The organism is Actinoallomurus bryophytorum (genome assembly GCF_006716425.1).
Taxonomy (GTDB): Bacteria; Actinomycetota; Actinomycetes; order Streptosporangiales; family Streptosporangiaceae; genus Actinoallomurus; species Actinoallomurus bryophytorum.
Genome location: NZ_VFOZ01000001.1, coordinates 6,099,785 through 6,118,446, shown reverse-complemented (window position 1 = coordinate 6,118,446; position 18,662 = coordinate 6,099,785). Strand labels below are relative to the sequence as shown.

The window sequence follows — 18,662 nt, the reverse complement described above, 5'->3', positions numbered from 1 at the left end:
CCGTCCCCGCTGACTGCGCCCGTACCGCTCATACCCGCCGGAAAAAACGGCACACGGCAGTCTTACGGCCCCGAAGGGGATGGGAAAGGAAGGACCGCTACAGGTAGAGGCCGGTGCCGTACTCGGGGCGTTCGCTGGCGACGGCGTGGAGGTCGCGTTCGCGCATCACGAAGTACATCGCGCCCTGGACCTCGACCTCGAACTGGTCCTCGTCCTTGAACAGGACCTTGTCGCCGACCTTGACCGAGCGCACGTGATGGCCCACGCCACAAACCTCGCCCCAGACGAGCCGGTTCGCCAGCTCGGCCGTCGCGGGAATGACGATGCCTCCGGTGCTGCGGCGCTCCCCCTCCTTGTCGGGGCGCACCATGACCCGGTCGGCCAGCATCTGAATTTCGAACTTCGCCTCGGCCACGAGGCGGAGTCTACTTTGTGCCGGACACTTGGGGTTCGGCGCGGTGGACTACGGGTTGTCCACCGCGAGACGGTCAAGGAACTCGATCGCCGGCCGGCGTACCTCCACCGGGACGACGCCGCGCAGGACGTCTCTGGCCTCATCGAGGGTTCGGGTCGTCGCGCACGTGACGGCGACCGAACCGGCGACGGCCTTCTCGAACGATCCGGCCGGTGCTCGGTCCGCCACCTCGCGTGCGGTCGCGGCCAGATCGAGGTTGTCTCGCGTTTTCGGAGTGCTCACCGATCCTCCTCCGGAAGCGGGGCTCAGGACCGTGCTCGGCCCGTCCGGCCACCGCGAATGTCGAGGAAAGCACATCCTAGGCAACGGACCCCCATATACGTCCACTCAGGGTCGCTGAAACCTCACGGACAACGTCGATCAGGGCGGTCCGGGGCGTCATTCCGGCACCCCGGGCGGCGCACGGCCTCACTCGCGGTAGTAGTCGGCGAGTGCGGTGAAAGCGGCCTTGGGCTCCCATGGCATGTCGGGGTAGGTGTGGCCCCGGCGGCCCTCCAGCACCTTGACCACGCCCGCACTGGCCATGTCCAGATCTTCGCGAGGGTCGTCGCGATGCGGCAAGTGGAAGTTGGCGAAGGTGTAGACGAACGCGGCGTCGACGCCCTCGGTGTCGAAGATCTCAAGCTGCTCGCGCAGGTACGCGACCTGTTCGTGCTCGTCACGGGTGTGGTCGCCGTTCAGCCGGACCGGTGTGGCGCCGTCCCACTCGACGATCATCACGCCGTGACCGCCCTTGCGGGCCGCCCCGCGGTGCGTCGTGCACCCGAACTCGGTGATCGCGACCGGCTTTCCGTGTACGGCGAGCGCACGGACGCCTTCGCGGTACTGGTCGGCGTCCTCGGTCGACCGGTAGCCGGCGTCGGTCGAGACGAGGTCGAACGGCTCCCAGTCGACACCCTCGAACGGCAGCGAGGCGTAGCTGATCCTCCCGCCGAACCGCTCGCGGGCGAGCGCGGCGGCCTTGCCGAGGAAGTCGTTGAAGTGTCTCGGGAGCTCCGCCATCGCCTCGCCACGGCGCGGGGTGCGACACGCCGCTCAGGAAGGCCGCTCGTTCGGTGAAGGCTGGCCGAAGCCGAGCTGCGGATCCCCGACACCGGCGAGCTGCGCGACGACGCCCACGCTGCTGCGCCGGATCAACCGCGACCTGGCCTCACCGGCCGGGGAGATCCTCCGCGGCCTGCTCTCGAGCATCGGCGACGAGCCGGAACTGCTCGCGCAGCTGAACGAGCAGGCCATCGACAGCGGGTCCGGCATGTGGCTCACCGTTCTCGGACGCGCCGTGGCCCGGGGCGAGGTCGAGCCCGAAGCCCTCCACCCGCGGGTCGCCACGGTCGCCATGACCCTGCTGCGCCATGAGTACCTCACGCGCGGGATCGCCAGTGTTCCCGACAGCGTCCTCGTCGAGATCGTCGACCATGGTGTACCTGCCGCTGGTGCGCGGCCGTCAGTCGGTGAAGCTCTCCAGGTAGGAGGTGAAGGCGGCGCGCTCCTCTTCGAGCTGCTCGTGCACGCCGGCGTACACGTGCTCGTAGATCGCCTCTGGCCTCGGGTCCGGCAGCGCGCGGCAGTCGGCGCGTACCTGACGGCCCAGCTCGTCGGCCTCGGCGTCCACCAGCTCGAAGAAGGCGTCGTCGGCCAGCTCGTTCTTGGTGAGGTACGCGCGGACGCGTTCGATCGGGTCCTTCATCCGCCACGCCTCCAGCTCGGCGCTCGCCCGGTAGCGGGTCGGGTCGTCCGAGCTCGTGTGCGCGCCCATCCGGTAGGTGAAGGCCTCGATCATCATCGGCCCCTCGCCGTCGCGCGCGCGGTCGAGCGCGGCGCGCGTGACCGCCAGGCAGGCGAGCACGTCGTTGCCGTCGACGCGCACACCGGGGAAGCCGAAGCCGGACGCGCGCTGGTAGAGCGGCACCCGTGACTGGGTCTCGGCCGGCGCGGAGATCGCGAACTGGTTGTTCTGGCAGAGGAAGACGACGGGAGCGTTCTGCGCGCCCGCCCACACGAAAGCCTCGTTGACGTCGCCCTGGCTGCTCGCGCCGTCGCCGAAGCAGGCGAGTACGGCCTCGGCCGCTCCGTCGCGCTGGACGCCCATGGCGTACCCGACCGCGTGCAGCGTCTGCACGCCCAGCACGATCGCGTAGCCGGCCATCCGGACCTTGTCCGCGTCCCAGCCGCCGTGGTCGGTACCCCGCCAGAGCTTCAGCAGGTCGGTCACCGTGATGCCACGGGCCAAGGCGATGGCGTGCTCGCGGTAGCTGGGGAAGACGTAGTCCTCGGGGGCCAGCGCACGGGCGGCGCCGACCTGCGCGGCCTCCTGACCGAGCAGCGGCGCCCACAACCCCAGCTCACCCTGCCGCTGCAGCGCCATCGCCTCCGTGTCGAGCCGCCGGGCGAGCGACATGTCGCGGAACAGTCCCTGGACCTGCTCTCCGGTGATCTCGAGCGGGTAGGCGGGGTGTTCGAGTCTTTCGCCCTCGGGACTGAGCAGCTGCACGAGTTCGGTCACGCGGACTGATTTTGCCAGTCGCCTGCTACGCCCGGCATGCGGCCGGGTACAAACCGGCGTAGCCCGTCACTGTCCGGATCTGACAGTTGTTCGGGCGTCCTCGTAAATTCTCCATTGAACGGCTAGGGAATCTGAGACACGATGAACGGCGGCCCTGGTCCTGCGGCAGACGAGCCGATGCCGCTGCGGGAAGGAGTGTGGCGTGGCCCTCTGGAAGCCCGACCCGACCTTCTACCCCTCTCCTCGTGACGCCGCGAGCGCGCCGCCGGAATCTCTCGCGTACGTCGCCGCCTTCGACCGGGCGGCCGACAAGCCCGACGCCATCGCGGTGCTCGACGTCGACCCGGCGTCGGGCTCCTATGGTTCCGTCGTCGGCTGGACCGACGTTCCCTACAAGGGCGACGAACTCCATCATTTCGGGTGGAACGCCTGTAGCAGCGCACTCTGCCCGTACGCCCCGCATCCGCACATCGAACGCCGCTACCTGGTCGTGCCGGGACTGCGCTCGTCGCGCGTGTACGTCATCGACGTCAAGGACGACCCGGTCAAACCCGCCATCAAGAAGATCCTCGAGCCGGAGGAGCTGGCCAAGCACGCGGGCTACTCCCGGCCGCACACCGTGCACTGCGGGCCCGAGGGGCTGTACGTCTCCGCGCTCGGCGGGGCGAACGGCGACGAAGGTCCGGGCGGGATCGCGCTGCTCGACCACAACTCCTTCGAGGTGCTCGGCCGCTGGGAGGTCGACCGCGGACCGCAGTACCTCGCGTACGACGTCTGGTGGCACATCGCCCACGACGTGGTGGTCACCTCCGAGTGGGGCACCCCGTCGATGATCGAGGACGGGGTCGACGCCGACCTGCTGCTCGGCCGCGCGTACGGTCACGCGTTGCACTTCTGGGACCTGCGCAAACGCCGCCACCTGCAGCGTGTCGACCTGGGCGACGAACACCAGATGGTGCTGGAGCTGCGGCCCGCGCACGACCCGACCAAGACGTACGGCTTCGTCGGCGTGGTGGTCAGCGTCGAGGACCTGTCCGCCTCGGTGTGGGTCTGGTACCGCGAGGACGGGTCGTTCAGGGTCCGCGAGGTCATCACGATCCCGGCCGAGCCCGCCGCCGCGGAGGACCTGCCGCCGGTGATCGCGCCATTCGGGGCCGTACCGCCGCTGGTCACCGACATCGACCTTTCGGTGGACGACCGTTTCCTGTACGTCTCGTGCTGGGGCACGGGTGAGCTGAAGCGCTACGACGTGACCGACCCGTTCAATCCGGTGGAGGCCGGGTCCGTACGCATCGGCGGGATCGTGAACCGTACGCCGCACCCCTCCGCGCCGGACGAGCCGCTCGCCGGCGGGCCGCAGATGGTCGAGGTCAGCCGCGACGGCGAGCGCGTGTACGTCACGAACTCCCTGTACGGGGCCTGGGACGACCAGTTCTACCCCGACGGTGTCGGGGCGTGGATGGCCAAGGTCGACTCGGGACAGGAGTTCACCTTCGACACGCGGTTCTTCCCCAGCGGCGACGACTTCCGCGGGCTCCGTGTGCACCAGACCCGTCTCCAGGGCGGCGACGCGTCCTCCGACTCGTACTGCTATCCGTGAGACGGGCCCGCCGATGAAGGACGGCTCGCTGATCGCACTCGTGGCACTGGGAGCCTTCCACGGCCTGAATCCCGGGATGGGCTGGCTGTTCGCGGTCGCCCGTGGCCTGCAGGAGCGGTCGCGGGCGCTCGTACTCCAGTCACTGCCGGCGATCGCGGCCGGGCACGCCGCGTCGGTGTTCCTCGTCGCGGTGGTCGTGACCCTGACCGGGTCGGTGCTGACCTCGCGGGTGGTCTCGATCGCGGGCGGCATCGTGCTCGTCGGCTTCGGCCTGTGGCGGCTGCTGTCCACCCGGCACTTCCGCTGGGTGGGCATGCGGCTGACGCTGTGGCAGCTCGCCGGGTGGTCGTTCCTGATGTCCTCGGCACACGGCGCGGGCCTGATGCTGCTGCCGATCCTGACCCACGGGTCGGTCACGGGCTCTCACGCCCACGGGATGACCGGAGGCGCCGGCGACGCGGTGTCGGCCGCGATCTTCGTGACCCTCGTGCACACGATGGCGATGCTCGCGGTCGCGGGCGTGATCGCCGTCGTCGTCTACGAGGTGGTGGGCCTGACCATCCTGCGACGAGCGTGGTTCAACCTGGACCGGCTGTGGGCGGCGGCGCTCATCGCCGCGGGCGCCACCACCCTGCTCATCGCCGTATAGCCGGGTCACCGGGGTAGAGCGTGGCCCGTCTCACGCGGCCGGGAGTTCTACGACCATGGTGAGGCCGCCTTCCTCCCGGGGCCGGGCGCTGACCGTGCCCTCGTGTGCGTCGACGATGGCGCGGACGATCGACAGCCCGAGACCACTGCCGCGGTCGGATCGCGGCCGGTCCGCGTGCAGCCGCCGGAACGGCTCGAAGATCGTCTCGGCCTCGTACTGCGGAACGACCAGCCCTGTGTTGGCCACGAGCAGCTCGACCCGCCCGTCGCGCTGCCGGCTGGTGACCCAGACCTCACCGCCGGGCCGGTTGTGCCGGATGGCGTTCTCCACGAGGTTCTGCACCGTGCGTTCCAGCAGGACCGCGTCTCCTGCGGTCGGTGCCGCGTCCAGCAGGCGGTGTACGGTCACGGTTCGTTCCCCGGCCTCCTCGGCGATCAGGTCGAGGACGTGCTCGACCACGTCGGTCAGGTCGAGCGGGCGCTTGTCGAGCACGGTCTGTTCGCCTTCGGCGAGAGCGAGTAGACCGTCGATGAGCCGTTCGTGCCGGGTGTTGACGACCAGGAGGGACTCGCCGAGACGTCTCATCTCCTCGGTCGCGTCCGGGCGGCGGATCGCGACATCGACCAGGGTCCGGTTGATGGCAAGGGGGGTGCGCAGCTCGTGGGAGGCGTTGGCGATGAAGCGCCGCTGGACGCCGTACGCACGCGCCAGGCGGCCGATCATGGTGTCGAAGATGTCGGCGAGTTCGTGGACCTGCTCACGCGGGCCGACGTAGCCGATGCGTTCGGTGAGGTCATGGCTCTGTGCGACCTGCCGGGCCGTCGCGGTCATCCGCTGAAGCGACCGCAGTGCCCAGGGGGCCGCCAGCCAGCCCAACCCGACGGCCGCGCAGCCGAATAGCGCGACGACGGTCGCTCCCCGGGTCAGCAGCGAGCCCATGGTGGCGTTGCCGGAGCGGCGTACGACACGGGAGGCGTTCTCGGCCGCCGCCTGGTACGGAGGGTTGAAGGCGTCGGCCGACCCTCGCGCCAGGGCGCGCACCTGGTCGTGCATGTGGCTGCGCACCAGGAGATAGGCGATGGTCAGCACCACGGCTCCGCTCAGCAGGGAGATACAGCCACAGACCAGCGCAAATCGCATGCGGATGGTCGGCTTCACGGTATCTGGTACCCCACTCCCGGAACGGTTTCGATGACCGGGGGGTCACCGAGCTTGCGCCGTAACTTCATGATCGTTACACGGACCGTGTTCGTGAACGGGTCAGTGTGCTCGTCCCACACCTTCTCCAGGAGCTCTTCGGTGGAGACCACCGCGCCGTCCGCGCGGAGCAACTCGGCGAGCAGCGCGAACTCCTTGCGCGCCAGTGGTACGTAGCGGCCGCCCCGGAAGACCTGCCGGTGAGCACGGTCGAGCAGCACGCCCGCCCGCTCCAGCCTGGGCGGTTCGGCGGGCCGGGCGCGACGGCTCAGGGCGTGCACACGCGCGAGGAGCTCCTCGAAGGCGAACGGCTTGACCAGGTAGTCGTCCGCGCCAAGGGTGAGCCCGGACACGCGTGAGCGCACGTCGCCGGCGGCGGTGAGCATCAGTACCCGCACCAGGGCACGGGAGCCGGCCACCGCCGTGCACACCTCGTCGCCGTGTACGACCGGCAGGTCGCGGTCGAGGATGAGAACGTCATAGTCGTTCACGCCCAGCCGCTCCAGGGCCGCGCCGCCGTCGTAGGCGATGTCGACGGCCAGCGCCTCGGCTCGTAGGCCTTCGGCGATCGAGTCCGCGAGCATGCGTTCGTCCTCGGCGATCAGTACCCGCAACGGTCCTCCTCGGCGGCGTGCGGCCAGAGTCTGCCCGGGATGGAGTAACGCGAGCGTAACCAGATGCGGTAATGGCGGGGTTATCGGTCATTGGCTGGAATCTCCGGCCATGACGCTCACGACGCCCGCCCTTCCGCGAACCGCCCCTGTCCCGGCGTCCCGTGCACCTCATCCGGGATTTCGGTGGCTCGTCGCGGTGGGGTGGCTCGCCCAGGTCACGCTGCGGGTGTGGGCGTTCTGGCACGCGCGGGCGCCCGCCGCGTACCCCGATGAGGCCGGTTACCTGCTGGCCGCACGGTGGCTGGCCGGCCGCCCAGGTGGGGACCTGTCGCACCTGACGTTCTACCAGGGCGGATACCCGCTGCTGCTGAGCCCGGTCTACCTGGTCACCGCGGATCCGGAGACCGTCTACCGGCTGGTGACCGGCATCGGGGCGATCACAGGCGCGACGGTCTTCCCGCTGTCCGTGGCGATCCTGCGACGACTGGACCTGGCTCCGTCCGCGGCCGCCGCGATCGCCTTCGCCGTCGCGTCGCTGCCGGCCAATCTGTTCTTCGGTGCCTGGGCGCTCACCGACGCGATCCTGCCCGCCGTCGTCATGGCCTGGCTTCTCGCTCTGATCCGGTTCGCCGACGCGGGCCACTCACGGAGCGGATCGGTCGCGAGCCTCGCCGCCGCCTACGCCTACGCGGTGCATTCGAGAGGCATCGTGATCCTTCTCATCCACGCGGGAGTCCTCCTGCTGCTGCTGGTCCGCGGGTGGACACCCCGCCGGGTGACGACGCTCGCGGCCGCCGTCATGGTGGCCATGTGGGCGGGGGCGAACCGGCTGAACACGCTGCTCCTGCACGCGTTGTACCCGCACGGAGCCAGAGACCTCAGCGGCGTGCTGTCGTCACGGCTCACCTCCACCAGCGGGCTGCTCCGCACGCTCTCAGGCGCCTGCGGCCAGATCTGGTACCTGACCACCTCCACCTACGGGCTGGCAGGACTGGGCCTGGTGGCGGCCCTCGTGCAGGTCCTGTCACCACGTGCCGACCGGACCTTGCGGCTTGTGGCGGGCGCCGCCGTCACCGTCACTGTGGGAATCGCGCTGGCCTCGACGGCGGCACTGCCGGACGAGCACCGCGTCGGCAACCATGCCTACGGTCGCTACCTCGCCTGCGTCGCGGTTCCGCTGACACTCGCCGCGGCGGCCTTCCTCATCCGAGCCGGCCGGCGCGGGCTCTGCGCCGCGGCCCTGGCCACCGCCGGAGTCATGGCGGGGACCGCACTCGCCGTCGTGGCCTACGCGGGACCGCGGTTGCACGAGGACACCTTCGTCGGCTTCGACTTCCCCGAGATCATCTACCTCACCGCGAACCGGCACTCCCTCGACCTCCTCACCGCCGGTCTGGTCGCGGGCGCGATCGGCGTGTGCGTCGTCCTGCTCCGCGCGTGGCCCACGTGTGTCGCGGCGGTGCTCCTCGTCGTCAACGGAGGGTTTCTGGTCCGGACGACAGGCACCTTCGACCGCCCCGCCAATGACCGGCCGGCGGTCACGAGAGACCGCGGAGTGGAGGTATCGCCGTCTCTCGGCTGGGGCACCGTCGCCGATCTGCGGTACCGGGTCGGATGGACGACCGTCGAATGGCTCTCACCCGCAGGTCCACGCCCCGGGACCTGCACCGTGGTCACCGCCTGGCACGCCGGCGCCACCACAGCCGCCTGGCCCGATCACCCGGCCGGGTGGAAGGTCACCGATCGCGAGCCGGGCCGGTGGGTCGCCTGGCACGACACCAGGTGCCGGCACCTCGTGGCCGGTTCACGCCTGGCTCGCCGGTGGCGCGGCACCGCCTTCCAGGCCACGCCGGGGTGATGGGGTGAGAAAGTTCTGGGTCCGCTGCAAGAAACGCGGTCGTGCGCGGGGTTACCCGGTGTCGGACTCACACAGCACACGCGAGAGGGGGTGGTGGCGTGATCGCTGACAGTGCCCGCGGCATCGGTGATGGCGCTGATACCGCTCGCTTCACGTCCATCTACCGGCACAACTACACGAGGGTGCTCGGCTATGCGCTGGCGCACAGCCCGCGTGAGGTCGCCGAGGACGTCGCGCACGAGACGTTCCTGACGGCGTGGCGAAAGCTCGAAGAGGTGCCGCGGGACGATCCGCTGCCGTGGCTGCTGGGAACCGCGAGGAACCATCGGCTCAAACAGCTCGCCGCCGGTCGCAGGCGGGAGACGATCGCGCGGCGCATCGGGCAGTTGACCGACGACCACGACCTGGCGGCCTGGGACACCGGCGACCTGGTGGTCGAGCGGAACACCGGCCTGGCCGCCTTCGCCGCCCTGCCGGACCACGACGCCGAGATCCTGATCCTCAGCGCCTGGTACGGCCTTGACGCGGCGCAGTGCGCGAGGGTTCTCGGCTGCACGAAGGCCGCCTACTACGTCCGGATCCACCGTGCCCGCCGCCGGCTCGCGCACGCGCTGCAGCGGCAGGCGGCCTCCCCAGCGACAGTGCGAATGAACGCTCTGGAAGGAGACCGCTCATGACCCGTGATCGCCTCGTTGCCGCCCTCAAGCCCACAGCCCTGGACGAGGTTCCCATGGACGACACGGACGACATGGACGTGAGAATCTCCGCGATCATCGCGACTCCGCGGCCCGACGCCGCACGTGAGCGCCGGGTTCCAAGGAAGCGGCTGCTGCTCGCGGCGACCGGTGCCGTGACCGTGACCGTGACCGCCGCAGCCGCAGCGATCGTCGCGGTAGCGGCCGGCGGCCACGATGACGCTCCCGCGCGGATCGGTCCGGCGAAGGTCCAGGCCGCGGCCCTGTCGTTCACCCGGCGGAGCGGACATCTGATCGTCACGGTGAAGGACCCGGTCGCCGACCCGGCGCGATACAAGAAGGAGTTCGCCGCGCACGGTCTGAACATCGACCTCCGCCTGATGCCCAGCTCGCCGAAGAACGTCGGCTCAGTGCTCTTCCTCGAGGACGACGGAGACGGCCAGGTCAAAACGATCACCGCGAAGGGGCGGTGCGGGACCGACACCTGCAGCGTCGGCATCAAGGTCCCGCTGACGTACAAGGCGTTCGTCAGGGTCGTCTTCGGTCGGCCCGCGCGGCCGGGCGAGCAGTACGAGACCGGGCCCGGAGACACGCCCGGCGAGGGTGTGGGGCTGAGCAACGTCAAAGGACGCACCGTCGCGGACGTGCTCGCCGAGGCCAGGAGGCGCCACATCGGCACCATCTCGTACCGGTACGAGGACGGCCCGAACACGCCGCGGCAGAACGTCCTCACGGCGGACCAGGTGAAGAGCTACTGGTACGTCCACGACGCCGTCGCCGGCGGCGACGGCCTGGTCATCATGTTCGTCGGCCCCCGGCCCACGAACCACTGATCCGCGGGACGAGCGGCAGGGGCGATCGCCTCGCGTGTCAGTCAGGCACGTCGCCCGGGTAGAGCGTGGCCATCCAGATGTGGGTGAGCACGTCGATGAGGGCCTCCTCGTCGTCGAAGGGCGGGACGCCCGCGGCGGCGAGGTAGTAGAGGCGCTCGCCCAGCCAGGTGAGGGTGGCGGCGAGGGTGTGGGCGTCGACCGGTCCCTTCGGGCTGGCGCCGGTCGCACGGTCCTGGTCGATGCGGGCGGTCGTGGCGGTCGTGTAGCCGTCCATCTGCTGGAGCCACAGCTCGGTGAGCTTCGGGTCGCTGCGCCAGTTCTCCACGATCGCGCGCAGGACCGGGGCCTGCTCCCGCCAAAGCCGGGCGCCTTCGCTGATCCCGTGCCGTACGGTCGCGTACTGCTCGTTCTCCTCGTGCCCCAGCCACGGCCGGGCCGCGACGTGCCCCTCCCCCACGGCCTGGCGGACCAGCTCGGCCAGCACGTCCTGCTTGCTCTCGAAGTAGAAGTAGAAGCTGCCGCGCGAGATCTCGGCGGCGGCAAGGACGTCGGCCACGGCGATCTCGTCGAAGCGCCGTTCGTTCAGCAGCTCGCGGGTGACGTCGAGGATCACCTTGCGTATGTCCCGTTCGTCACGCCCGGACGGCGGTGTGCTCCGGGAACGACGTGGACCCTCTGATCTCGCCATGCGACCAAGTCTAGCGAGGGGAATAAAGTGTCTAGACGGCTTGTCTAGACACTACGTATGTTCGAAGTCCCCAAGAAGGAGATGGCGATGAAGTACCGGACTTTCGGTCGCAGCGGACTACGGGTCTCCGAGGCGTTCCTCGGGACCATGACGTTCGGGGAGGACTGGGGATGGGGCGCCTCTGCCGAGGACTGCCAGAAGATGGTCACCGCGTACGCGGAGGCCGGCGGCAACGTGATCGACACGGCCAACAACTACACGGACGGCGCGAGCGAGCGGATCGTCGGGGAGCTGGTGGAGTCTGAGCGGGACCACTTCGTGCTGTCCACGAAGTACACGCTGTCGCTGGACGGCGCGGACCCGAACGCGTCGGGCAACCACCGCAAGAGCCTGACGCGTTCGCTCGAACAGAGCCTGCGCCGGCTGCGCACCGACTACATCGACATCCTGTGGGTGCACATCTGGGACGCGCACACACCCGTCGAGGAGACGATGCGTGCGCTGGACGATGCCGTACGGATGGGGAAGGTGCTCTACATCGGGATCTCCGACGCTCCGGCGTGGGTGGTCTCCCGTGCGAACACCCTGGCCGAGTCGCGCGGCCTGACCGCCTTCACCGGCGTGCAGCTGCCGTACAGCCTGGTGCAGCGCGACATCGAACGCGAGCTGCTGCCGATGGCCGACGCCCTCTCACTGTCGGTGGCAGCGTGGTCGCCGCTGGCGGGCGGGGTCCTGTCGGGCAAGTTCACCCGGTCGGAGACGGCGGAGCCGACGCGGAAGAACCCCGCCGACATCTCCGAGCGTGACCTGCGGGTGGCGCGCGAGGTCGACGCGGTCGCCGACGGCCTGGGCGTCAGCTCGTCGGAGGTGGCGCTCGCCTGGACGAGGGCGCACCGCCCCTGGGTGCACCCCATCCTCGGCGCCCGCCGCCCGGACCAGCTGACGACCAACCTCGCCGCGCTCGACCTCCGCCTGCCCGAGGAGGCCCTGCGCCGCCTCGACGAGGTGAGCGCGATCGAGCCCGGCTTCCCCCACGACTTCATCGAGTCGAGCCGGGAGTTCGTCTATGGCCCGGTCAGCCGGGACGTCGTGGGACGTACCGACTGACGGAGCCGCCCGGGTCGCCCACCCCCTCGCCCGGGGGTGGGCGACCGCTCTTTCGCTCAGTGGCGGCTGGAGGCGGCCCAGATGTTGATGCCGGCCTCGACCGCGTCGTGGTCGATGGCGCTCAGCTCGTCCTCGGCGAAGTCGAGGTTGTCCAGGGCGCCGAGGCTGTCCTCGAGCTGCGCGACGCTGCTGGCGCCGATCAGCGCCGAGGTGACCCGCGGGTCGCGCAGGGTCCAGGCCAGGGCCATCTGCGCCAGCGTCTGCCCGCGCTTGCCGGCCATGTCGTTCAGCGTCCGTACGTGCGCGAGCGTCTCGTCGGTGAGAAGGTCCGGCGACAGGGACTTGCCCTGGCTGGCCCGCGACCCCTCGGGCACGCCGTTCAGGTACTTGTCGGTCAGCATGCCCTGCGCCAGCGGCGAGAACGCGATGCAGCCCGCCCCCACCTGGTCCAGGGTGTCCAGCAGGCCGCCCTCGATCCAGCGGTTCAGCATGGAGTAGGAGGGCTGGTGGATCAGCAGCGGGGTGCCCATGCTCTTGAGGATGGCCGCGGCCTCCTCCGTGCGCTCCGGGGAGTAGGAGGAGATGCCGGCGTACAGCGCCTTTCCGGAGCGTACGGCGTGGTCCAGCGCGCCCATCGTCTCCTCGAGCGGCGTCTCCGGGTCGTGACGGTGACTGTAGAAGATGTCGACGTAGTCGACGCCCATCCGCTCGAGGGACTGGTCGAGGCTGGCCAGGAGGTACTTGCGCGAACCCCACTCGCCGTACGGGCCGGGCCACATGTCGTAGCCGGCCTTGGTGGACAGGATCAGCTGGTCACGGTACGGCCGGAAGTCCTGAGCGAAGATCTGCCCGAAGTTGGCCTCGGCGGAGCCGTAGGGCGGCCCGTAGTTGTTGGCGAGGTCGAAGTGCGTGACCCCGAGGTCGAACGCACGCCGGAGAATCGCGCGCTGCGTCTCGAGCGGCTTGTCGTCCCCGAAGTTGTGCCACAGGCCGAGGGAGATGGCGGGCAACTTGAGCCCGCTCCGCCCGGTGCGGCGATAGGAGATCTGGTCATACCTGTCATCGGCGGCCTCATAACTCATACGCCGCAGTCTGCCGTGCGTGCCGACGTGCTGGAACGGCGAGGTCGGTGTACGGCGCGGCCGGACTGCAGCAAGATGGTGAGAGAGACAGGGACCATGTCACGGGAATCGTTCGAATGAGCACACACGGTGACGGAGACACACCTAACATGCATGACGTGACCAGCGCGCTGGAGTACTGGCCGTCGCCGCCCCCCTGGGGATGGACCGCCGATGATCTGGACCATCTCCCCTCCGATGGCCCGAACGGCGAACCCGGCTTCTTCAAGCACGTCGAGCTCATCGATGGAGCCCTCGTCTTCATGTCTCCCCAGAAACGCTTCCACGAGCGCGTGATCAGCGGGCTCAGATACGGCCTTAACACTCAAGTTCCGGCCCACCTGATCACGATCACGCAGATGGACGTGAAGCTCGGGCACCGTACGCGACCCTGCCCCGACGTGTTGGTGATCGACACGGCGGCCGACCACGACGACCGGACCTTCTACACCCCGGATGAGGTCCACCTCGTCGTTGAGGTGGTCTCGCCCGAGTCGGAGGATCGGGACCGTAAGTCCAAGCCGCCCCGCTATGCGGAGGCGGGGATCGTGCACTTCTGGCGGGTGGAGGCGAAGGACGGCCGGCCGGTCGTCTACGTCTACGAACTCGATCCGGCTACCAAGGCGTACGCGCTTACCGGTATCCATCATGGCAAGCTGAGCGTTCCGGTGCCGTTTCAGATCGATATCGACCTGGACGAGCTGCCTCGATAGAGGTCAGGACGGGTGTTGGCGGCCGTGCACGCGCCAGGCCCACACCAGGAACGCCAGGCCGATCAGGACCGCGACGATGCCCAGTACGGCGTACTGGCCGTGGCCGGACATCGACGAGCCCTTCATGGCTCCCTCGCCCTGCGCGATCCAGATGCCGCCCAGCGCGCAGAGGACAAGGCCGACGAGGCCGCGAATGACCATGGTGACGCTCCGATCTGGGACCGGTCACCGACGCTACTCCCGCCTCGTCCCGCGCGGCCGGTCCCGGGCGGAGCCGTAAGACTTCCGACAGATCTTCACGCCTCGCGCGGCGGGGCGGTCGAGCCGCGGACGATGAGCTCGCCCGGCAGGGACACGTCCGGCGGGGTCTGGCCGTCCAGGCGTTCGAGCAGTGCGGTCATCGCGCGTGCGCCGAGTTCTTCGGCGGGCAGGCGGATCGTGGTGAGCTCGGGTTCGAGTGCGGTCGCGACGAGGATGTCGTCGAAGCCGGTGACCGACAGGTCCGCCGGGACCTCCAGGCCGAGCGCGCGGGCCGCCTTGTACGCGCCGGCGGCGATCAGGTCGTCGTCGCAGACCAGCGCCGAGGGACGATCCCCGCGATCCAGCAGTGCGAGGGCGGCCGTACGCGCGGCGGTCACATCGATGGCCGAGCGGCCACGGCACAGGAGCGGGCCCGCATCGGCGAGCACCTCGCCGCGTACCCGGAACGTCCAGGCGTCGACGGCGGCGGCCAGGTGCCCGATCCGCCGGTGGCCCAGCTCCGCCAGGTGCCGCGCGATCAGGCGCATGCCGCCGGCGACGTCGAAGTTGACGGACGGCGCCGGGTCCGCCGGGTCGTTGTCCAGCACGACCAGGGGTACGTCGCCCATGCCCGTCACGCCGCCGCCGAGCGAGGAGGCGAGCACCCCGTCGATGGCCTCGATGTCCACCGGGCTGCGCGCCGGCGCCGCGTCGTCGGTCCAGGGATGGACGACGACGCCGAACCCGCGTTCGCCCGCCACCCGCGCGGCGCCCGTGTAGACGGCGCCGAAGAACGGGCTGGCCAGGGTGGGTACGACGAGCAGCACCGTACGCGTACGGCCGAGGCGCAGGTTGCGGGCGGCGAGGTTGGGCCGGTAGCCGAGCCGCCGGGCCGCCTCGCGTACGGCCTGGCCGGTCTCCGGCTTGACCCGGCCCTCGGCCTTGCCGGCCAGGACGAGCGACACGGTCGACTGGGACACCCCGGCGGCGCGTGCCACGTCATGGCTGGTCGGTCTCTTGGACACCCGACAAGACTAGAGCCTGACCGGTATTTAGTGATACGTATGACTACATCGCTGGTAATACGTATGACGGGACCTTATGCGCGCCTATCTCGACTTCCTCCGCAGACCCCACGCGTTCCGCCTGCTCGGCGGCACGCTGCTCGGCCGGCTGCCCAACGGCATGGCCGCGCTGGCGATCGTGCTCTTCACCCGGGCGCACGGCGGCGGGTACACGCTCGCCGGCGTGCTGTCGGCGGCGTACGGGCTCGCGATGGCGGCCGGGCAGCCGGTGCTCGGGCGCGCCATGGACCGATTCGGCCAGCCGCGCATCCTCGCCTCCGGCGCGATCGCGGCGGCCGTGGGGTTCACGGCGCTGGCGGTGGCCGGCCTGCGGCCGCTGCCGGTGGCGGTCGGCGGCGTGCTGCTGGCCGGGTTCGCGACGCCGCCGCTGGAGGCCGGGCTGCGCGCGCTGTGGCCCTCGGTGCTGGCCGGTCCGGCCGAGGTCCAGTCCGCGTACGCGCTGGACGCCGCGGCGCAGGAGCTGCTGTTCACCTGCGGGCCGCTGCTCGTGATCGCCGCCGCCTCGGTGTCGGAGGGCGCCGCCCTGGTGTTCACCGGCCTGCTGGGCGTGGCCGGCACGCTCGTGGTGACCTCGTCGGGACCGTCACGTACGTGGCGGGGCGAGGGTGGCGGCGGGCACTGGGCCGGGCCGCTGCGCTCGCCGGGCATACGCGTGCTGATCGCCTCTTTGACCTGCGTCGGCGTCGCACTCGGGGTGTTCAGCGTCGCCGTCGTCACGTACGCGGACGCGCGGCACCAGTCGTACGCCTCCGGACTCCTGCTCACGCTCATGGCGGCGGGCGCGCTGACGGGCGGCCTCGTGTACGGGCGGCGGCCACGGGAGGGATCGGCGTACCGGCGGCTGGTCCTGCTGATGACGGGCCTGGCCGCCGGCTACCTGCCGCTCGCCTGGGCCCCGCCCTTTCCGGTGATGCCGCTGCTGGCCGTGTGCAGCGGAGTCTTCCTCGCACCCGTACTGGCCTGCACCTTCACGTTCGTGGACCGCCTCGCGCCGCGCGGCACCGTGACGGAGGCGTTCGCGTGGCTGGTGACGGCGTTCGGTGTCGGCAGCGCGCTGGGCGCCGCCCTGGCCGGCCTCGCCGGCGACGCCGTGGGCGTACACGGAGCCTTCGCGGTCGCCGGAGCCGGCGGCCTCCTCGCCCTCCTGCTGATCACCACGGGCGGCCCCCTCGCCCGTACGGCGCCCGTCACCGCCCCGTAGGAACACCCCGCGGGGCGGTGGCACCGGTTGGCGCGAAGACGGGTCCCAGACAACTCCATCCGAGACAGAACCGGTGTCGATCAGCGAAGTGATCGGCTCCCTGACGGGCCCCTGGCAGCCACGCGGCCTGGTGACGGCGAACGACGCGGTCGTACGCGTCGCCCGGTTCGAGGGCGAGTTCCCCTGGCACGGGCGCGCGTACAGGAACACGCGCCGGGCCCGGTGATTCAGGACATGTACGTGGCGAACCACTCGAGCATCGGCCCGGGGCGGCGCTGGAACTCCAGGTAGCCGTCCCACCGGGCCGTCGTGCCCTCGATCCACTGGAGCTTCTTCTCCGCGACGGGAAGGTTGTCGAAGATCGTCTGCACGTCGCTCGGATGCGTCAGCACGTCGTCACGCACCTGGTACAAGAACGTGGGAACGCGGACGTTCCTGGCCCACTCCTGGGTGTTCCTCCGCGCGAACCCGATGCTCGTACGCAGGACGATGAGCCGCTCGAGCTCGTCGAGGTGTTCGGAGAGTCCCATGACGGCCAGGCGGCGCTCGATGATGGTCCGCGTGGTCACCGGCTGAGGCGCGACCAGGCAGCGCACACCGTCGAACACCTCGGGGAACTGCGTCATCGCCGAGAACGTGGAGCTGGAGCCCATGCAACGGCTGAAGAGCCCGATCGTCATGTCGCGCGTGTCGCGGCGACCGCGCGCATAGCTCAGCGAGCCGGCGACGTCACGGGCCTCGAAGATGCCGCTCGACGTGACACCTCCGTTGGCATCGCCGCTGTGACCGTGGTTTCGCAGGTCATAGGCCAGAACGTTGTAGCCGGCGTCATGGAGGATCTTGTAGTCCGGGACGAAGTCGACCTCGAACCCGTTGCCGCTCGATGCCCACTCCGACCTCCACGGCTCCAGATGAGCAGGCATGCCGGACCGGTTGAAGCCCAGCGGGTGGTTCGCGATGACGAGCTTGTCCGACCCGGCCGCCGGAATGAACCAGCCCTCCAGCGGCACCCCGTCCCGGGAGGGGAACGTCACATCCTCATGGTCGAGGCCCTGCTCGGACGGTGAGTGCAGGATCGGGGACCGGCGTTGCCGGCTGAACGCGTCGGCGAACCGCCGCAACGCCTGGTCGATCTGTTCGCCGGTCAGGGCGGGAGGCTCACGTATCTCGGTCATCTGATGTTCCTTTCCGGGTGCTCAGGCGAGGACGGCGGGCTTGAGGACCTCTTCGCACCATTGGCGGAAGGTGGTGGGGGTGGTGGCCTGCGGGGTACGCGGTTCGGCGTTGTCGAGGCCGTTGTTCTTGGCCGTCGCCATGTCGGCCATGGCCTGTGCCATCGCCTCGGAAAACCCGTGATCGGTCAGCCCGGACCTGTAGGCCTCGACCGGGACCTGCTGGGGGCGGATCGGCCGTCCCAGCACCTCGGACATGATCTGTGCCATGTCGTCGAAGGACAGGTCCTCGGGGCCGAGTACCGGGACGTCTCCCGATCCGCTCCAGGAGGGATCGAGCAGCAGCCTGACGGCGGCGTCGGCGATGTCGCGGGTGGCACAGACCGGGGCCTTGAGGTCCGCGGAGATCGGCGAGAAGATCATGCCCTGGCTCCTGATCGCCTCGGTCTGGCGCAGGAGGTTGTCCATGAACGAGGGCATGGTCAGCGCCCGGTAGCTCACGCCCGTACTCGCGATCAGGTCGTCGAGGGCCAGCGACGCCGAGACGTTCCCGGCGTTGCCGGGCACCCCGCGGCCCAGGGCCGAGACTCCGACGACCCGGCCGACTCCCTGGCTCCTGAAGGCGTCGCACGCCGGCCGGCTGAAGTCGAGGTAGGCGGCCTCGACGCTCGTGGCCCGTGGGTCCGGGGGTACGAGCCAGAACACGGCGTCGGCGCCCGCGAACGCCTTGCCGACGACGTCGGCGTCGCCGTGGGATCCCCGCACGACCTCGACGCGCTCGCTCACCTGCGAGGAGAGGCGGGAGGGATCGCGTGCGATCACGCGCACCGGTTCCCCGCTCCGGAGAAGGCCCGCGATAACTTGATTCCCGATGCTGCCTGTGGGTGTGGTGACGACGATCATGCGACTCA

The 18,662-nt window shown here is 70.0% G+C and carries 21 protein-coding genes and 1 pseudogene; 10 read left to right on the top strand and 12 right to left on the bottom strand.

Annotated elements, in window-relative coordinates; all coding sequences use genetic code 11:
* Positions 1-97 precede the first annotated feature (97 nt).
* From FB559_RS28700 to FB559_RS28690, 3 genes are all read right to left on the bottom strand, one after another.
* Complete coding sequence (locus FB559_RS28700) at positions 98-415, bottom strand: GroES family chaperonin (RefSeq protein WP_141959451.1); 318 nt, start codon at positions 413-415, stop codon at positions 98-100.
* Positions 416-463: 48 nt separating this feature from the next.
* A complete protein-coding gene (locus tag FB559_RS28695) occupies positions 464-697 on the bottom strand; it encodes a hypothetical protein (RefSeq protein ID WP_141959449.1) in 234 nt (77 codons plus the stop codon).
* A gap of 186 nt (positions 698-883) precedes the next feature.
* Positions 884-1,477 (bottom strand): glycoside hydrolase family 113 protein, encoded by a 594-nt coding sequence (locus FB559_RS28690; RefSeq protein ID WP_141959447.1) that lies wholly within the window; start codon positions 1,475-1,477, stop codon positions 884-886.
* A gap of 19 nt (positions 1,478-1,496) precedes the next feature.
* Between FB559_RS28690 and FB559_RS46850 the strand changes: the two are divergent.
* A pseudogene (locus tag FB559_RS46850) lies at positions 1,497-1,829 on the top strand (TetR-like C-terminal domain-containing protein); the annotation flags it as partial.
* 90 nt (positions 1,830-1,919) lie between these two features.
* On the opposite strand, the gene pdhA reads toward FB559_RS46850, so the two are convergent.
* Complete coding sequence (gene pdhA / locus FB559_RS28680) at positions 1,920-2,978, bottom strand: pyruvate dehydrogenase (acetyl-transferring) E1 component subunit alpha (protein ID WP_246122142.1); 1,059 nt, start codon at positions 2,976-2,978, stop codon at positions 1,920-1,922.
* A 202-nt stretch (positions 2,979-3,180) separates the two neighbouring features.
* Here pdhA and FB559_RS28675 point away from each other — a divergent pair, with 202 nt between their 5' ends.
* Complete coding sequence (locus FB559_RS28675) at positions 3,181-4,578, top strand: selenium-binding family protein (protein ID WP_141959443.1); 1,398 nt, start codon at positions 3,181-3,183, stop codon at positions 4,576-4,578.
* Positions 4,579-4,591: 13 nt separating this feature from the next.
* The gene (locus FB559_RS28670; RefSeq protein WP_141959441.1) at positions 4,592-5,227 is read left to right on the top strand and encodes a hypothetical protein; all 636 of its coding nucleotides are present in this window, start codon (positions 4,592-4,594) and stop codon (positions 5,225-5,227) included.
* A 30-nt stretch (positions 5,228-5,257) separates the two neighbouring features.
* Here FB559_RS28670 and FB559_RS28665 read toward each other — a convergent pair whose 3' ends face one another.
* Both FB559_RS28665 and FB559_RS28660 read right to left on the bottom strand, forming a co-directional pair.
* Positions 5,258-6,385 carry a sensor histidine kinase gene (locus FB559_RS28665; protein ID WP_221640215.1) on the bottom strand — a complete coding sequence of 376 codons (1,128 nt, stop codon included), beginning with the start codon at positions 6,383-6,385 and terminating at the stop codon, positions 5,258-5,260.
* Positions 6,382-7,038 carry a response regulator transcription factor gene (locus FB559_RS28660; protein ID WP_141959437.1) on the bottom strand — a complete coding sequence of 219 codons (657 nt, stop codon included), beginning with the start codon at positions 7,036-7,038 and terminating at the stop codon, positions 6,382-6,384. Before FB559_RS28660 ends, FB559_RS28665 begins: the two co-directional genes overlap by 4 nt.
* Before the next feature lie 109 nt (positions 7,039-7,147).
* Between FB559_RS28660 and FB559_RS28655 the strand changes: the two genes are divergently transcribed.
* From FB559_RS28655 to FB559_RS28645, 3 genes are all read left to right on the top strand, one after another.
* Positions 7,148-8,896 (top strand): hypothetical protein, encoded by a 1,749-nt coding sequence (locus FB559_RS28655; protein WP_141959435.1) that lies wholly within the window; start codon positions 7,148-7,150, stop codon positions 8,894-8,896.
* Positions 8,897-8,994: 98 nt separating this feature from the next.
* Complete coding sequence (locus FB559_RS28650) at positions 8,995-9,573, top strand: RNA polymerase sigma factor (protein ID WP_185792442.1); 579 nt, start codon at positions 8,995-8,997, stop codon at positions 9,571-9,573.
* Positions 9,570-10,424 carry a hypothetical protein gene (locus FB559_RS28645; RefSeq protein ID WP_141959431.1) on the top strand — a complete coding sequence of 285 codons (855 nt, stop codon included), beginning with the start codon at positions 9,570-9,572 and terminating at the stop codon, positions 10,422-10,424. The genes FB559_RS28650 and FB559_RS28645 overlap by 4 nt, the downstream gene beginning before the upstream one ends.
* A gap of 37 nt (positions 10,425-10,461) precedes the next feature.
* Here the strand turns inward: FB559_RS28645 and FB559_RS28640 are convergent, their stop codons facing one another.
* Complete coding sequence (locus FB559_RS28640) at positions 10,462-11,112, bottom strand: TetR/AcrR family transcriptional regulator (protein WP_141959429.1); 651 nt, start codon at positions 11,110-11,112, stop codon at positions 10,462-10,464.
* Between the two features lie 87 nt (positions 11,113-11,199).
* Here FB559_RS28640 and FB559_RS28635 point away from each other — a divergent pair, with 87 nt between their 5' ends.
* A complete protein-coding gene (locus FB559_RS28635; protein WP_141959427.1) occupies positions 11,200-12,219 on the top strand; it encodes an aldo/keto reductase in 1,020 nt (339 codons plus the stop codon).
* Positions 12,220-12,275: 56 nt separating this feature from the next.
* On the opposite strand, the gene mgrA is transcribed toward FB559_RS28635, so the two are convergent.
* Positions 12,276-13,301: an L-glyceraldehyde 3-phosphate reductase gene (gene mgrA, locus FB559_RS28630; protein WP_141959425.1), complete on the bottom strand. Its 1,026-nt coding sequence runs from the start codon at positions 13,299-13,301 to the stop codon at positions 12,276-12,278.
* A gap of 149 nt (positions 13,302-13,450) precedes the next feature.
* On the opposite strand from mgrA, the gene FB559_RS28625 reads away from it, so the two are divergent.
* The gene (locus FB559_RS28625) at positions 13,451-14,053 is read left to right on the top strand and encodes a Uma2 family endonuclease (protein WP_141959423.1); all 603 of its coding nucleotides are present in this window, start codon (positions 13,451-13,453) and stop codon (positions 14,051-14,053) included.
* A 3-nt stretch (positions 14,054-14,056) separates the two neighbouring features.
* Here the strand turns inward: FB559_RS28625 and FB559_RS28620 are convergent, their stop codons facing one another.
* Both FB559_RS28620 and FB559_RS28615 read right to left on the bottom strand, forming a co-directional pair.
* A complete protein-coding gene (locus FB559_RS28620; RefSeq protein ID WP_141959421.1) occupies positions 14,057-14,254 on the bottom strand; it encodes a hypothetical protein in 198 nt (65 codons plus the stop codon).
* Positions 14,255-14,349: 95 nt separating this feature from the next.
* Positions 14,350-15,318: a LacI family DNA-binding transcriptional regulator gene (locus FB559_RS28615; RefSeq protein WP_141959419.1), complete on the bottom strand. Its 969-nt coding sequence runs from the start codon at positions 15,316-15,318 to the stop codon at positions 14,350-14,352.
* Positions 15,319-15,394: 76 nt separating this feature from the next.
* Here FB559_RS28615 and FB559_RS28610 point away from each other — a divergent pair, with 76 nt between their 5' ends.
* Complete coding sequence (locus FB559_RS28610; protein WP_141959417.1) at positions 15,395-16,579, top strand: MFS transporter; 1,185 nt, start codon at positions 15,395-15,397, stop codon at positions 16,577-16,579.
* A gap of 73 nt (positions 16,580-16,652) precedes the next feature.
* Positions 16,653-16,805: a cupin domain-containing protein gene (locus tag FB559_RS44170; protein WP_185792441.1), complete on the top strand. Its 153-nt coding sequence runs from the start codon at positions 16,653-16,655 to the stop codon at positions 16,803-16,805.
* Between the two features lies 1 nt (position 16,806).
* On the opposite strand, the gene FB559_RS28605 is transcribed toward FB559_RS44170, so the two are convergent.
* Positions 16,807-17,754: an alpha/beta hydrolase family protein gene (locus FB559_RS28605; protein WP_185792440.1), complete on the bottom strand. Its 948-nt coding sequence runs from the start codon at positions 17,752-17,754 to the stop codon at positions 16,807-16,809.
* A gap of 21 nt (positions 17,755-17,775) precedes the next feature.
* Positions 17,776-18,654, bottom strand: coding sequence for an NmrA family NAD(P)-binding protein (locus FB559_RS28600; RefSeq protein ID WP_141959415.1), 879 nt, complete (start codon positions 18,652-18,654; stop codon positions 17,776-17,778).
* Between the last annotated feature and the right edge of the window lie 8 nt (positions 18,655-18,662).

What these genes read in the sequence shown, in the direction of transcription:
- FB559_RS28635 (WP_141959427.1), top strand. Translation starts at nt 11,200, where the DNA reads ATGAAGTACCGGACTTTCGGTCGCAGCGGACTACGGGTCTCCGAGGCG.
- FB559_RS28690 (WP_141959447.1), bottom strand. Translation starts at nt 1,477, where the DNA reads ATGGCGGAGCTCCCGAGACACTTCAACGACTTCCTCGGCAAGGCCGCC.
- mgrA (WP_141959425.1), bottom strand. Translation starts at nt 13,301, where the DNA reads ATGAGTTATGAGGCCGCCGATGACAGGTATGACCAGATCTCCTATCGC.
- FB559_RS28600 (WP_141959415.1), bottom strand. Translation starts at nt 18,654, where the DNA reads ATGATCGTCGTCACCACACCCACAGGCAGCATCGGGAATCAAGTTATC.
- FB559_RS28620 (WP_141959421.1), bottom strand. Translation starts at nt 14,254, where the DNA reads ATGGTCATTCGCGGCCTCGTCGGCCTTGTCCTCTGCGCGCTGGGCGGC.
- FB559_RS28655 (WP_141959435.1), top strand. Translation starts at nt 7,148, where the DNA reads ATGACGCTCACGACGCCCGCCCTTCCGCGAACCGCCCCTGTCCCGGCG.
- FB559_RS28610 (WP_141959417.1), top strand. Translation starts at nt 15,395, where the DNA reads ATGCGCGCCTATCTCGACTTCCTCCGCAGACCCCACGCGTTCCGCCTG.
- FB559_RS28640 (WP_141959429.1), bottom strand. Translation starts at nt 11,112, where the DNA reads ATGGCGAGATCAGAGGGTCCACGTCGTTCCCGGAGCACACCGCCGTCC.
- FB559_RS28670 (WP_141959441.1), top strand. Translation starts at nt 4,592, where the DNA reads ATGAAGGACGGCTCGCTGATCGCACTCGTGGCACTGGGAGCCTTCCAC.
- FB559_RS28645 (WP_141959431.1), top strand. Translation starts at nt 9,570, where the DNA reads ATGACCCGTGATCGCCTCGTTGCCGCCCTCAAGCCCACAGCCCTGGAC.
- FB559_RS28605 (WP_185792440.1), bottom strand. Translation starts at nt 17,754, where the DNA reads ATGACCGAGATACGTGAGCCTCCCGCCCTGACCGGCGAACAGATCGAC.
- FB559_RS28625 (WP_141959423.1), top strand. Translation starts at nt 13,451, where the DNA reads ATGCATGACGTGACCAGCGCGCTGGAGTACTGGCCGTCGCCGCCCCCC.